The sequence below is a fragment of the Bartonella sp. AD13SXNS genome, assembly GCF_042196465.1.
GTDB lineage: Bacteria > Pseudomonadota > Alphaproteobacteria > Rhizobiales > Rhizobiaceae > Bartonella.
This window is the reverse complement of record NZ_JBHIQI010000002.1, coordinates 23,743-37,680: the sequence shown is the minus strand read 5'-3', so window position 1 is coordinate 37,680 and position 13,938 is coordinate 23,743. Positions and strand designations below refer to the sequence as shown.

Annotated in this window: 12 protein-coding genes; 5 read left to right on the top strand and 7 right to left on the bottom strand. The window is 37.6% G+C overall.

The features are described from left to right. Window positions 1–16: 16 nt before the first annotated feature. Entirely contained in the window at window positions 17–385 is a 369-nt protein-coding gene (locus ACFIMQ_RS02220; protein WP_375703304.1) for a TIGR02301 family protein, read from the bottom strand. Window positions 386–880: 495 nt separating this feature from the next. Here ACFIMQ_RS02220 and cysS point away from each other — a divergent pair, with 495 nt between their 5' ends. From cysS to pssA, 5 genes are all read left to right on the top strand, one after another. Continuing rightward, complete coding sequence (cysS, locus tag ACFIMQ_RS02215) at window positions 881–2,389, top strand: cysteine--tRNA ligase (protein ID WP_375703303.1); 1,509 nt, start codon at window positions 881–883, stop codon at window positions 2,387–2,389. Between the two features lie 40 nt (window positions 2,390–2,429). Next, window positions 2,430–3,101: a DUF421 domain-containing protein gene (locus ACFIMQ_RS02210; protein ID WP_375606471.1), complete on the top strand. Its 672-nt coding sequence runs from the start codon at window positions 2,430–2,432 to the stop codon at window positions 3,099–3,101. 116 nt (window positions 3,102–3,217) lie between these two features. Further along, complete coding sequence (locus ACFIMQ_RS02205) at window positions 3,218–5,101, top strand: ABCB family ABC transporter ATP-binding protein/permease (RefSeq protein WP_375616122.1); 1,884 nt, start codon at window positions 3,218–3,220, stop codon at window positions 5,099–5,101. A 117-nt stretch (window positions 5,102–5,218) separates the two neighbouring features. After that, window positions 5,219–5,917 carry a phosphatidylserine decarboxylase gene (locus tag ACFIMQ_RS02200; RefSeq protein ID WP_375616123.1) on the top strand — a complete coding sequence of 233 codons (699 nt, stop codon included), beginning with the start codon at window positions 5,219–5,221 and terminating at the stop codon, window positions 5,915–5,917. An 8-nt stretch (window positions 5,918–5,925) separates the two neighbouring features. Beyond that, window positions 5,926–6,765 (top strand): CDP-diacylglycerol--serine O-phosphatidyltransferase, encoded by an 840-nt coding sequence (gene pssA / locus ACFIMQ_RS02195; protein ID WP_375616124.1) that lies wholly within the window; start codon window positions 5,926–5,928, stop codon window positions 6,763–6,765. Window positions 6,766–6,830: 65 nt separating this feature from the next. Here the strand turns inward: pssA and ACFIMQ_RS02190 are convergent, their stop codons facing one another. The 6 genes from ACFIMQ_RS02190 to rplI form a co-directional block, all read right to left on the bottom strand. Then, a complete protein-coding gene (locus ACFIMQ_RS02190) occupies window positions 6,831–7,580 on the bottom strand; it encodes an SDR family NAD(P)-dependent oxidoreductase (protein WP_375616168.1) in 750 nt (249 codons plus the stop codon). 2 nt (window positions 7,581–7,582) lie between these two features. Continuing rightward, on the bottom strand, window positions 7,583–9,073 hold the full coding sequence (purF, locus tag ACFIMQ_RS02185) for an amidophosphoribosyltransferase (RefSeq protein WP_375703382.1): 1,491 nt from the start codon (window positions 9,071–9,073) through the stop codon (window positions 7,583–7,585). 78 nt (window positions 9,074–9,151) lie between these two features. Further along, the gene (locus ACFIMQ_RS02180) at window positions 9,152–9,733 is read right to left on the bottom strand and encodes a CvpA family protein (RefSeq protein WP_375703302.1); all 582 of its coding nucleotides are present in this window, start codon (window positions 9,731–9,733) and stop codon (window positions 9,152–9,154) included. A gap of 102 nt (window positions 9,734–9,835) precedes the next feature. Beyond that, window positions 9,836–11,251: a DNA repair protein RadA gene (radA, locus tag ACFIMQ_RS02175; RefSeq protein ID WP_375703301.1), complete on the bottom strand. Its 1,416-nt coding sequence runs from the start codon at window positions 11,249–11,251 to the stop codon at window positions 9,836–9,838. 6 nt (window positions 11,252–11,257) lie between these two features. After that, window positions 11,258–12,748: a replicative DNA helicase gene (locus ACFIMQ_RS02170; protein ID WP_375616127.1), complete on the bottom strand. Its 1,491-nt coding sequence runs from the start codon at window positions 12,746–12,748 to the stop codon at window positions 11,258–11,260. Window positions 12,749–13,337: 589 nt separating this feature from the next. Further along, complete coding sequence (gene rplI / locus ACFIMQ_RS02165; RefSeq protein ID WP_375616128.1) at window positions 13,338–13,934, bottom strand: 50S ribosomal protein L9; 597 nt, start codon at window positions 13,932–13,934, stop codon at window positions 13,338–13,340. Between the last annotated feature and the right edge of the window lie 4 nt (window positions 13,935–13,938).

Genomic DNA, 13,938 nt, shown 5'->3' with positions numbered 1-13,938 from the left:
TTTTTGTATAGATTAATTATTTATAATGCATGAGGAGTTTTTCGGATAAAGTTCTTCCTTCCTCAATGTATCTTTGATTGGCTTCAATTGCTGCTTGTGTACAATGATGATAATTTTCTGAGAAAGCACGGTATGCTTCATTAAACGCTTCATAAAAATAAGCGCGTCTTTGTGGGATAGGGTTTTCTGCTTCAATCAATGCGTTCATGTAGTCATACCATTGGTTTGTTGGAGTCTCGCAAAGATTTTGAAGAAAATGCAGTGATCCCAAAATTTCCGCTAGTCGGAGTAATTTTTTCTCATAAGGTGGAGATTGTTGCGCAAAGGTTGGCATTGAACTTACAATGAATATTAAAATAAGGATGTTTATCAATCTATTACGCATTATTGTTATTGTTTTCCTTGAATAAAACTCTGTACAAATAAAATAATTGTGTCATGAAGACGATGTCAAAAAATAGGGATAATTATTACATTATTCTCAATTATTGCTTATAAAATATAGGGCGTAAGAGGCAGTAAGGAAACCATAATGGAATATTGAAAATACTGACGAAGCTTTGTGTGGTTAAAAATTTAAGATTTTCTTCCTGCAAGCTATCTATTTTTCACATAGATTTATATTGTATTGCCTATAGATTTTTTAAAAGTTCGTTTTCTTCAAGGAGGGAAAAATCTCTATCTACAGAATGCTTTTATCCATCAAATAAAATAGATTGTTTTTATGATAAATGATGGATACAGCCGTGAATACAATGGGAAAATGGTAAGAAGAATTTACTATAAGATAAAAGTTTTTAGCCTAAACCGCATAATACGATAATTTGAGATAAGATACATCTAAAAGGAGCGGTGCATAATATCGTCCATGGAGTCAATAATGAAAGAGTTGCGATTTTATAATACGCTGACACGTAAAAAAGAAAATTTTACGCCAATAGATGCGACAAGAGTACGTCTTTATGTTTGTGGACCGACAGTTTATGATTATGCACATATAGGAAATGCACGCCCTGTCATTGTTTTTGATATTTTATTTCGTTTATTGCGTCATGTTTATGGTAATGAGCATGTTCTATATGCACGTAATATTACAGATGTTGATGATAAAATTAATGCACGAGCAGCTTGCGAATATCCAAACTTGTCATTGAATGATGCTATTCGTCAATTAACAGAACGTACATATTTCCAGTTTCAACAAGATACCATAGCACTTGGTTGTCTATTGCCAACCAGTCAGCCGCGCGCAACCGAGCATTTAGAGGAGATGCGCTCTTTAATTGAAAGGTTGCTTGAAAAGGGGCACGCTTATAAAGCGGAAAATCATATATTATTTTCTGTAAGTAGTATAAAAAATCCTCCCCATTATGGGGCATTTGCAAATCGTTCTTTAGATGAAATGAGGGCGGGGGCACGTATTGATGTTGCTGCTTATAAAAGGGAGGAGATGGATTTTGTTTTATGGAAGCCTTCTGAGGAAGGAGAACCAGGTTGGAAATCACCGGGCGGAATTCCTGTTTTAGGTCGTCCAGGTTGGCATATTGAATGTTCTGCAATGTCAATGGCAAAGTTATTAGCGCCCTATGGTGGTGGTTTAACTTGTGATGATCCGACCGCCAATATTTTTGATATCCATGGTGGTGGACTTGACTTAATTTTTCCTCATCATGAAAATGAGATTGCACAAAGTTGTTCAGCTTTTGGGACGGAGCGAATGGCTAATTTTTGGATGCATAACGGCTTTTTACAAGTTGAAGGTAAAAAGATGTCGAAAAGCTTTGGTAATTTCATAACTATTCGTTCTGTTTTAGAGAATAATTTTTTGGAGTTTAATGGTATTTTATCCGATGAAATGAAGCAAAATTGGGCTGGTTTGTCTGCGCGTTTTTCGATGTTGCAAACGCATTATCGTGAACCATTAAATTGGACAGCGCAGCGTTTAATACAATCGAGCAGCGAACTGTATCGTTGGTATGAATTGCTTCGCAGCAAAAAGAGTGAGATGAAAAACAATGAAGTAGTTGATGATACTTTGATAGATGCACTTAGTGATGATCTTAATACTCCAAAAGCACTGACTCTTTTGCGAAAATTTTATAAAGAAGGAGATGCTTTGGCTCTTGTTAATGGGATGAATTTATTAGGACTGTTACGAAAAGAATGGATTAAAGAAATAGACTGCCCATTATTTACAAGAAAAACTTTTCTTGATTCAAAATTTATTGATCAGCGCATTGCCGAAAGACTACAGCTTATCCATAATAAAGAGTGGGAAGCTGCGGATATAATTCGTGATGAGCTTGCAGCTGAGGGGGTTCTTTTAAAAGATAGTAAGGATCCGCAAAGTGGTAAGCGCATAACCGTGTGGGAAATAAAGCGACACTAATGTCTCTATTCCAGCAGCTCTCATAAAAAAGGAGAATATGATGGAATTTTTATATCATTATGGGTATGTCGCACTAAAATTAGTTGTAGGCCTTATCGCTTTCCTCTTGATTTTAAGAACCACAGGTCGTGGTAGTCTTAGTCAAATGACGCCAGTTGATTTGGTAAGTAATTTTGTGATGGGAAGTATCATTGGAGGCGTTATTTATAGTCCGGATGTTAGCAGTATTCAATTGTTGATCGTCTTATTTATTTGGCAGACGTTAGTTACCACTCTTAATTTTCTGATGCGCTATTCAGTTTTTTTTCGTCGTCTCATTGCAGGACGACATATTGCATTGGTTTTAGACGGAGTATTTCAAGTGGATAAGATTAAAAACTTAGGTATCAGTGTGAATGATCTGATTACAATGTTGCGTATTAAAGGCTGTAGTTTACACGAAGCTGCTTTCGTTCGTTTAGAAACCAATGGCGATTGTTCCGTTATTAAAAAGGAAGAAGGAAAGAAGTCTATCATTTTAATACAAAATGGCGAAATTCTTGATAAGGGGCTGAAAGAGATTGGTAAAACAAAAAAGTGGCTTCATGCAGAACTGAAAAAAAAGCATGTAAAAGTTGAAAATTTATTTGCAGCAGAGTGGTATGAGAATACAGACCCAAATAATAAATTATATAGTGGATTATTTCTTGTTCCTCTTTCAAAAACAGTCTAACTTCAAACAACGAGTAGGTATAGCTTATTGGAAGCATAATGAAGAGATGAACCTATAAACAACCACAGGGGGGTGTTTTGCCTTTTTCGTGTGGATGATAGAGAAGTAAGGGCTTTATGAAACGTAATGAAATAACAAAAACTGTATCATCGGATACGGGGAAAACTCTGCGTACACTTTACAATTTATGGCCTTATATGTGGCCAGTAGATCGGCGTGATCTAAAAATGCGTGTGCTATGGGCAATATTTTATCTTGTTTTAGCCAAGTTCGTTCTCATATCTGTACCGTATTTCTTTAAATATTCTACGAATGTGCTTGATGCCAGCTTTCAGTTACCTGAATGGTTTCCATCCAATTGGATTATTCCCATCATGCTCGTTTTGGCGTACAATGTTGCACGTATTATGCAGGCTGGATTAAATCAATTACGCGATTCTCTTTTTGCCACTGTTGGTCAATATGCTGTTCGTCAATTAGCTTATAAAACCTTTGTACATATTCATGAATTATCTTTGCGATTTCATTTGGAACGCCGAACTGGTGGGCTTTCTCGCGTGATTGAGCGTGGTACAAAAGGAATTGAAGCTATCGTAAGATTTTCAATTCTCAATACAATACCGACAGTTTTAGAATTTATATTAACAGCACTTGTATTTTACATAAGTTATGGGTGGTATTATCTTCTCATCGTTGTTGTAACGGTTGGGTTATATACCTTGTTTACCATTAAGGCGAGTGATTGGCGCATTCGTATTCGGCAACAAATGAATACAGCGGATACTGAGGCGAATACGCGCGCTGTTGATTCTCTCTTGAATTTTGAAACGGTCAAATATTTTAGCAATGAAACTCTAGAAGCTGATCGTTTCAATGCTTCTATGGTATGTTATGAAAAAGCTGCAACAAAGATTTGGACATCATTAAGCTGGCTTAATTTTGGTCAGGCTCTTATCTTTGGTATTGGAATGACGATCATAATGCTGATGTCAGCTTATGAAGTTTATTATAAGACACAAACTTTAGGAGACTTTGTTTTTATTAATGCACTTTTAATGCAACTTTCCATTCCACTGAATTTTATTGGTTCAATTTATCGTGATGTTCGACAAGGTTTAACGGATATTGAAGCGATGTTTGATCTTTTAGATGTTCAGCAGGAGATTGTTGATAAATCGGACGCCAAACCGTTAGAGATAAGCGATGGGACCATTCGTTTTCATCAGGTAAAGTTTTCCTATGATTCAACGCGTCAGATTCTTCGAGATATTGATTTTGAAGTCTCTGGAGGAAAAACAGTCGCCATTGTCGGTCCATCGGGTGCAGGGAAATCAACTATTTCTCGGTTGCTTTTTCGGTTTTATGATGTTGATTCGGGCTCTATCACAATTGACGGGCAGGATATTCGTGATGTAACACAAAAAAGTTTGCGCGAAGCAATAGGCATGGTACCACAAGATACGGTATTATTTAATGATACAATTGCCTATAATATTTGCTATGGGCGTCCAAGTGCTACAGATGAAGAGATGCGCAAAGCTGCTGAAATGGCACAGATATCAAAATTTATTGAGATATTACCAGAAGGTTTTCAATCTATGGTAGGAGAGCGTGGTCTCAAATTATCAGGTGGTGAAAAACAACGTGTGGCTATTGCACGGACACTCTTAAAAGCCCCCCCACTTCTTATTCTAGATGAAGCAACAGCGGCTCTTGATACGGCGACAGAACAGGAAATTCAACAAGCATTGGATATTGTAAGCCGTGGACGTACGACATTGATTATTGCTCACCGTCTTTCTACGGTTATCAATGCGGATGAAATTTTGGTTCTTAAAAGTGGTCGTATTATTGAAAATGGGACACATACAGAGCTTTTACGCAAGAAAGGTCTCTATGCTTCAATGTGGAATAAGCAGCTTGAAGCATCGCAAGCTGAAGAAAAATTACGTAAGATGCGTGAAGAAGATGAGATGAGTATTGTTAATCGTAAAAAATAAGGTGGGAAAAATGTAATCTATATCTTTATATGGGGTGATTGATTAAATAGATAAAAAGACACAAGAGGAACAAAAAGATTTATTGCTTGTTTAAGTTTACAATGAATAGGAAATTATATGAGTATTCTACAATCTGTCCATAATAGCTTTGTACCGATTCATAAAGAAGGTTATCCTTTTATTGTAGCGTTTTTTATTATTTCGCTCATTCTTGGTTGGATATGGAGTCCGTTTTTTTGGTGTGGTCTTATTCTCACGGTGTGGTGTATATACTTTTTCCGTGATCCAGATCGTGTGATCCCTTTGAATTCAAATTGGGTGATGTCGCCTGCTGATGGGCGTATTTCATGTGTGGAATCATGTGTTCCACCTGAAGAATTAGGATTAGGGAAAGATGAAATGACCCGTATTTCCATTTTTATGGATGTTTTTTCATGTCATATCAACCGTATTCCTATAAGTGGTACAGTAGAGTCTATCGTTTATCATCCAGGTCGCTTTACCAATGCTGAGTTTGATAAGGCTAGTCAGTTTAATGAGCGTAATGGGGTGGTAATTGATAGTAAACATGGTAAAATTGGTATCGTACAAATAGCGGGGATGGTTGCTCGTCGGATTGTTTGTTGGTCAAAAGAAAACGCTTCCGTTATCACGGGTGAGCGATTTGGATTAATTCGTTTTGGTTCTCGCCTTGATATTTATATACCAACTGAAATGAAATTGCGTGTTGCAGTTGGACAGACAGCAATTGCTGGAGAGACGGTTTTGGGTTCTTTTGATGATAAGAATGCCACAACGGATTTCAGATATGATTAGGACACACAATGAAAAATTTTTCGCCGTTTTCTTCATTCAATCCTGAGGGGCAACATGATGATGTTGCAAATCGTCGGCGTTCACCTATCCCAATGCGGTATGTTATTCCCAATATTATTACTATTTTAGCAATTTGCGCAGGGATGAACAGTATTCGTTTGGCTTTTGAGCATCGCTATGAGGCTGCTATTTTAATGGTGCTTTTGGCTGCAATTTTAGATGGTGCTGATGGTCGCATTGCGCGTTTAATAGATGGTAGTTCATCTTTTGGGGCACAGATGGATTCCCTTGCTGATGTTATAAATTTTGGTGTTACTCCTGCCCTTATTGTTTATTCCTTTATCTTAAATCAAGCGTATCACATTGGTTGGGTTGCAGCCCTTGTTTATTGTGTTGCTTGTTGTTTGCGATTAGCACGTTTTAATGTGATGTTAGATAATCCCAATATACCTAAGTGGCAGAAAAGTTATTTTGTTGGTGTTCCAGCACCAGCAGGAGCGTTATTACTTTTATTGCCTACGTATTTAGGTGCTCTTGGTTTGGTACCTAATTGGGGGTGGGCATTATTTTTTAGTCTTTATACTGTAATTATTGCTTTTCTTTTGATTAGTCGTTTACCGGTATGGAATGCAAAAACAATTGATCAAAATTTAAGGCGTGATATCGTTATACCGTGCATGTTGGTCATTGTTATTTATGTCGGTTTTCTTGCAACTTACACGTGGAAAACTTTATTGATTACGGCTATTAGCTATATGATCTTTCTCCCCTGTAGTTTTGTTGCTTATAATAAACGCGCGGCTTTAGAAGAGAAAGAGGCTGACGCTAAAGCTATCCAAGAATCATAAAATGTTACATTTTTTTTGAGTAGCAAAGAAAAGAGAGATCCAAACTATTTACCTCTCAGATGTGATCAATCAGGTATATGATAATCTACAAACCGATTTTTACGGACATTAAAGAGTTTTCCAGTTTCCTTTAAATCAGGCGACAGCAAATGGATTATTTTTTTTGCAACCTCTTGTGGTGAAGGAAGGGTTTGTGGATCTTCACCAGGCATAGCTTCAGCGCGCATGGCAGTTCGTGTGGCACCAGGGTTGACACAATTAATCTTAATAGGAGTTTGTTTAAGTTCTTCTGCCCAACAGCGGGCAATCATCTCTAAAGCAGCTTTAGAAGCGGCATAAGCTCCCCAGAAAGGGCGTGCAACGTGTGCAACGCTTGAGGATAATAGGATGGCTCGTCCAGCATCAGATTCACGTAATAAAGGCTCAACGGCTTTCATTAAGCGCCATTGGCTGATAAGGTTTATTTGAAAAACATCTTCAAATACCGTATTTTCTATATGCGCTATTGGTGAAAGTGTTCCAAGGATTCCTGCATTAGCAACGATAATATCGAGTTTTTTCCAGCGTTTGGCAATTGAGATAGCAAGAGCATCGATGTTTTCCATATGATGCAAGTCAAGTGGAACAAGGGTTGCATGGGCACCTTTTTCTCGGATTTGATTATCCAATTCAGTAAGTCCACTGACTGTTCGTGCAAGAGCAATAATATGAGCGCCGCGTGCAGCAAGCTCAAGTGCCAAATAATAGCCAATCCCTCTTGAGGCACCCGTAACAAGTGCAACACGCCCATGGAGACTAAAGTCATATTTTGCTATCATTAATCTTTTGTTTTAAGAACAGATGATTGATGAATTTTGGAGAGGTTTTCTTGATCAACCAGATGAGTAGGGTAATATCCAGTAAAATAATGATCAGTAAATTGTGGATCAGTGTTATTTCGTTTTTCCCCTGCTACAGCAAGATACAATCCATCCGTTGAAAGAAATTCTAATGAATCTGCTCCAATAAAATCACACATAGATTTTAAATCTGGATATTGATTTGCTAAAAGACTTTCAACTTTAGGTGTATCAATGCCATAAAAATCCGGATAGAAAATCATAGGACTAGAAACGCGCATATGCACTTCTTTTGCTCCGGCATCGCGGAGCATTCGCACAATTTTGAGGGACGTTGTTCCACGGACAATAGAGTCATCAACCAAAATAACGCGTTTTCCCTCAATAACAGGACGGTTTGCAGAATGCTTTAACTTGACGCCAAAAGCGCGAATTTGTTGTGTTGGTTCGATAAAAGTACGGCCAACATAATGATTACGAATAATACCAAGCTCAAAGGGAATTCCAATTTCTTGTGCATAGCCGATTGCAGCGGGTGTTCCTCCATCAGGAACAGGGACCACAACATCACCCTTACAAGGAGCTTCCTGTGCTAAACGAATCCCCATATTTTTGCGTGTTGTGTAAACACTACGCCCTCCAACGATTGAGTCAGGACGGGCAAAATAAACATATTCAAACAAGCAAAGTTTTTCTGGTTTTGTATTTTCTGGTTTTATAATTTTTTTAGTAATTTCGCCATTTTTTTGTATTTCACATATGATAATTTCACCATTTTTAACATCACGGACATATTTTGCTCCAATAATATCCAGTGCACAAGTTTCAGAACAAAAGATAGGCTTACCATCAAGTTCCCCCATCACGAGGGGTCTAATTCCTGTTGGATCGCGTGCAGCGATAAGCTTTGTACGTGTGAGCGCTAACATAGCATAGCCACCTTCTACTTGCCGAATCGCATCAACAAAACGATCAGAGGATGATTCATAACGTGAGCGGGCAATAAGATGGAGAAAAACTTCTGAATCTGATGTTGATTGACAGATGGCACCAGAAGCGATGAGTTCACGGCGCAATGTAAGACCATTGGTAAGGTTACCATTATGAGCAATAGCAATACCTCCCGCTTTTAATTCAGCAAAAAGCGGTTGAACATTGCGTAATGCTACTTCTCCAGTTGTTGAATAACGGGTATGTCCAATAGCGCGATTTCCTGGTAAACGTGCAAGTGTTGCAGGGTTTGTATAGTGATCACCAATAAGACCTAAATGCTTTTCTTGATGAAACATTTTATTATGGTAAGAAACAATCCCAGCTGCTTCTTGCCCACGATGCTGAAGTGCGTGGAGTCCAAGAGCTGTTAATGTTGCGGCATCTTCATGCCCAAGAATACCAAAAACCCCACATTCTTCATGAAGAGTATCATCGTCTAATGAAAATTCCTGACAGGAAATATCGCTTTTTATCATCATATTCTTTCAGCTGTGATATAGAGGAATCATTAATATCACATTTTACATCATTTAGTTTTCTTTCTTCATGAAAAGCTATTCTTTATTTTTAAAAATCATCTTTTCATGAGATTGTTTCTCATGCATATATTTATCCCTGTCTTTAAATAAATTTTCTGCCTTTTCGAGAATAGATCCAATATCTTTTGGGAGTATTTCCCAAACTTTTTGTCCTAGTGAATCTAAAATAGGTCTTGTTTTCGCATTTTTTAACCAGTTCGCTTGGTGCTCGGGTTTAATCAGTGCATTAATCAGCAACATACCGATAACCATGATAAGTAAACCACGAAGTGCTCCAAAAATAAAACCAATAGCACGGTCAAGGATACCAATTCGACTATCAATAATAAAATCGGAGATTTTCATTGTAATAATTGACGTAATAATAAGAACAATAATAAAAATTGTGATCAATGTTGTGACCAATGCAATCATTTTATTAGAGAGATATTGTTCAAAGAAAGGTAAGACAGGCTTGTATAAAAAAAGTGTCGTAACAGCTGCAACTGCCCAAGAAATCAACGATAACACTTCACGTGAAAATCCTCGAAGCATAGCAAGAAAAGCGGACAACAGGATGATTATTACGACAATTCCATCAAGGATTGTTATGATCATTTGTTTGTTCCTTATAAATAAAGTTGTGTTCTTTTAAGTCAGTATGCAAATATATTTTTTGTTATGCAATTTTTTGTTCTTATAGCAAGGATATTTTGTATTTTATATATTTTTTTCTATATTACTTTGCCTGTGGTTCAGACCGTTTTTACTTGCGGTAAGGGCGGCAACAAGTTCGGGCAGGTCGGAGAAAGTTTTTTGTTGAAAATTGAGCGACTTCATCATTTCGGTTGTTGTTGTGGGATGAAATGCTCCCTGAAAGCCAAGTTTTTTTGCTTCATTGATGCGTTGTGCTAAATGTGCAACAGCGCGGGTAGCTCCTGAAAGACTGACTTCACCGAAATATACATAATTTGTTGGCAAAGGAATATTGGCAAGAGAGGATACCAAAGCGGCGGCTACAGCTAAATCAGCAGCGGGTTCTGATATGCGATATCCACCTGCCACGTTCAGATAGACATCATGCTGTCCAAAACGAATGCCACAATGGGCTTCTAAAACGGCAAGAATCATAGAAAGACGATTTCCATCCCATCCGACAACTGCACGTCTTGGTGTCCCAAGGGAAGAAGGAGCAACAAGCGCTTGAATTTCTACGAGTATCGGGCGTGTTCCTTCCATGCCGGCGAAAACAGCAGCGCCTGGTGCTTTTTCATTACGTTCTCCTAAGAACAATTCGGATGGATTTATCACTTCGCGTAATCCTTTATCAGACATTTCAAAGACACCAATTTCATCTGTTGGCCCGAAGCGATTTTTTACAGTTCTAAGAATGCGATAATGATGTCCACCTTCACCCTCAAAATAGAGAACGCCATCAACCATATGTTCAACGACTCGAGGACCAGCAATTTGCCCATCTTTTGTAACATGACCAACAAGAACAACAGCAGCTCCTGTTTTCTTGGCAAAGCGGATCATTGCTTGAGCGCCAATACGCACTTGTGTGACAGTGCCAGGTGCTGAATCTGCTGTATCTGACCATAGAGTTTGAATCGAATCGATAATCACCATATCAAGGTTTTTATGTTCGCTTAAGGTTGCCAGAATATCTTCTACATTGGTTTCAGCGGCAAGTTTTACTTCTGTATTGTTCGCTCCAAGCCTCTGTGCACGCAGACAAATTTGCGCAATAGCCTCTTCACCTGAGACATAGATGACATGATGTCCTTTGCGGGATAAAGCAGCAGCTGTTTGTGTTAGTAATGTTGATTTTCCAATACCTGGATCACCACCAACAAGGAGTGCTGATCCACGGACAAAGCCCCCACCGGTAACACGATCAAGTTCTGCAATACCAGAATGAATACGTGGAGCATCTTGGATATCTCCAGAAAGAGATGTAAGGGAAACGATGCGTCCTTTACGCGTATTCTGCTTAGGACCACTTCCTATGCCGCCATTTATATTTTCTTCAACAAGAGAATTCCATTCCCCACAGGCGCTACATTTCCCTGCCCAACGAGAATGGATGGTTCCGCAATTTTGACAGATAAATTGAATACGGTTGCGTGCCATGGTGGTTTAGCCAATTTGCTCTGGAAGATAATTGCTATCAGCCAAATCACTAAAGCGTGTGAAGTCAGATTGAAAGGCAAGAGACACGATTCCTGTTGGTCCATGACGTTGTTTTGCAACAATAACATCAGCTTTTCCCATAATTTTATCCATTTCATCTTGCCATTTTTGATGTTCCAAAGTGCCTAATTTGGGCTCTTCATTTTTGAAATAATATTCTTCACGATAGACAAACAGAACGATATCGGCATCTTGCTCAATAGAACCAGATTCACGTAAATCTGAAAGTTGTGGACGTTTATCTGTTCTATTTTCGACTTGGCGTGAAAGTTGTGACAGAGCAATAATAGGAATATTCAATTCTTTAGCTAAGGCTTTGAGTCCTGTCGTAATTTCTGTAATCTCTTGAACACGGTTTTCAGATGAACGTTTTGATTTACTTGTCATGAGTTGGATATAATCGATAATTAAAATATCCAAACCATGTTGCCGCTTGAGACGCCGTGCACGGGCAGCTAATTGCGTAATTGATATTCCCCCAGTTTGATCGATATAAAGCGGTGCCTTTTGGAGCTGGTTCACCGCACGAATAATTTTTGAAAATTGTTCATCTGAAATATTACCACGTCGAATATCAGAAGAAGAGACTTCTGTTTGTTCAGAAATAATACGTGTTGCAAGCTGTTCAGAGGACATTTCAAGTGAGAAGAATCCTACAATGCCGCCTTCATTTTCTTGGATATTGCCATTATGATTATAAGCATTGGCAATATTAAAGGCAATATTGGTAGCCAGTGAGGTTTTACCCATACCAGGTCGGCCCGCAAGGATAATTAAGTCGGATGGTTGTAATCCTCCCATTTTTTCATCAAGTGTTTTAATATGGGTGGCTATCCCTGATAATTGTGAAGAGCGCTTTTTTGCAGCACTTGCCATATCGAGTGCTTTTTTAATAGCCTCATTAAAATTTTCAAATCCACCTCCATATTTCCCTTTTTCTGCTAGCTCAAATAACTGATTTTCAACAGTTTCAATTTGTTGGGTAGGCGTAAGTTCTACAGGAGCATCAAAGGCTGTATTGACAACTTGAGTTCCAAGGTTAATCAAAGACCGGCGGATAAAAAGATCGTAAATGACGCGTCCATAATCTTCAGCGTTAATAATAGTGACTGCCTCAGTGGCTAAGCGAACAACATATTGGTATACGGTAATATCTCCAATTTTTTCTTCCATTTGAATATAGGGCTTGATTGTAACTGGATCTACAAGTTTTCCTGTTTTAATAAGGTGAGATAAAACATGATAAATTTTTTGATGCAATGGTTCAAAAAAATGTTCTGGTTTTAGAAAATCTGAAACGCGGTCAAGAGAATCATTGTTGATAAAGATGGCACCAAGCAATGCTTGTTCAGCTTCAATATTATGCGGAAGTTGTCGAAAAGAAGGGGAATCTTCTTTTTTTGAAGAGCTGACATTAACAACACTAGTTTCTTCCATAATATTTTTCCACTAAAATTCCAAGTTTAGCTACTTTAGGCGATAAATTGAAAGCCGTATAGTAAAAGAATAGAGCTACAAATCTTCATTTTAAGTTAAAAGCATATAATTTTTGAAACTCCCTTTGAATGGCTCATTTATCATGAGTGCATGAGTAATATCTATTTCTTATGTTTTAATTTTTAATATGTGATTCTTTAAGTGGTCGTTTTGATATTCTCAATTTAAGTATTTTTAAGCTACGTAATCTTAAAACTCCAATATAGGTGTAAGTAGAATGACTTTTCTATAATTGAAATTATTTCAGATAATGTAAGGATATAATCAACTTACCACTCATGTAAATTTTATCCTTAAGGGTAGAACTTTAAATCATTTTTGCTTCTATATTGGAAAATAAGGAGCATTTACTCTGATTGATATAATCATTTCTAGCATGCAATGTCTTTATATAACATGCCTATAATTTTTTCATAAAAATTAGATTCTTTATGTATAACAGTCATAAAATACTCAGTTTTAAGAAGTGAGTATTTTATGATCAATATTAAATGGAATAAAAACACAAAACAGAGAGCAAAAATAGTAATTAAGCTTCTTGATGAGGATTATTTATATCGTTGTCATTAATTTCCTCTGCCAATAATTCTTCCTGACTTTCTTCTAATAATTCTTCTTGAATATTATATATTTCTTTAGCCGAAGTGAGAGTTTCACCTTCTGCTTGGCGTTGTGCTTCACTGGTGGAACGCGCAACGTTAATAATCACAGAAATTTGAACCTCTGGATGTAAGCTAAGAGTGATAGTGTGAAGACCGATCATTTTTATTGGATGATTAAGTTCTATTTGATTTCTTCCAATAGAAAAGCCTTCATCTGTTATGATTTCAGCAATATCACGTGTTGACACAGAACCATAAAGTTGTCCTGTTTCACCAGCAGAACGAACAACAATGAATGATTGTCCATCAAGTTTTTCAGCAATTTTTTGCGCTTCGCTTTTGCGTTCAAGATTACGTGCTTCAAGTTGTGCACGTTGTATCTCAAAATGTTTTTTATTGGCTTCATTTGCGCGTAAAGCTTTCCCTTGAGGCAAGAGAAAATTACGTGCATAACCATCTTTCACTGAGACAATATCACCCATCTGACCAAGACGAGGAATGCGCTCAAGTAGAATAATATCCATAGTT

Excerpts from the sequence above, each read along its gene's own strand:
- ACFIMQ_RS02200 (WP_375616123.1), top strand. The coding sequence starts at position 5,219 with ATGAGTATTCTACAATCTGTCCATAATAGCTTTGTACCGATTCATAAA.
- rplI (WP_375616128.1), bottom strand. The coding sequence starts at position 13,934 with ATGGATATTATTCTACTTGAGCGCATTCCTCGTCTTGGTCAGATGGGT.
- ACFIMQ_RS02205 (WP_375616122.1), top strand. The coding sequence starts at position 3,218 with ATGAAACGTAATGAAATAACAAAAACTGTATCATCGGATACGGGGAAA.
- pssA (WP_375616124.1), top strand. The coding sequence starts at position 5,926 with ATGAAAAATTTTTCGCCGTTTTCTTCATTCAATCCTGAGGGGCAACAT.
- ACFIMQ_RS02210 (WP_375606471.1), top strand. The coding sequence starts at position 2,430 with ATGGAATTTTTATATCATTATGGGTATGTCGCACTAAAATTAGTTGTA.
- purF (WP_375703382.1), bottom strand. The coding sequence starts at position 9,073 with ATGATAAAAAGCGATATTTCCTGTCAGGAATTTTCATTAGACGATGAT.
- cysS (WP_375703303.1), top strand. The coding sequence starts at position 881 with ATGAAAGAGTTGCGATTTTATAATACGCTGACACGTAAAAAAGAAAAT.
- ACFIMQ_RS02220 (WP_375703304.1), bottom strand. The coding sequence starts at position 385 with ATGCGTAATAGATTGATAAACATCCTTATTTTAATATTCATTGTAAGT.
- ACFIMQ_RS02170 (WP_375616127.1), bottom strand. The coding sequence starts at position 12,748 with ATGGAAGAAACTAGTGTTGTTAATGTCAGCTCTTCAAAAAAAGAAGAT.
- radA (WP_375703301.1), bottom strand. The coding sequence starts at position 11,251 with ATGGCACGCAACCGTATTCAATTTATCTGTCAAAATTGCGGAACCATC.
- ACFIMQ_RS02180 (WP_375703302.1), bottom strand. The coding sequence starts at position 9,733 with ATGATCATAACAATCCTTGATGGAATTGTCGTAATAATCATCCTGTTG.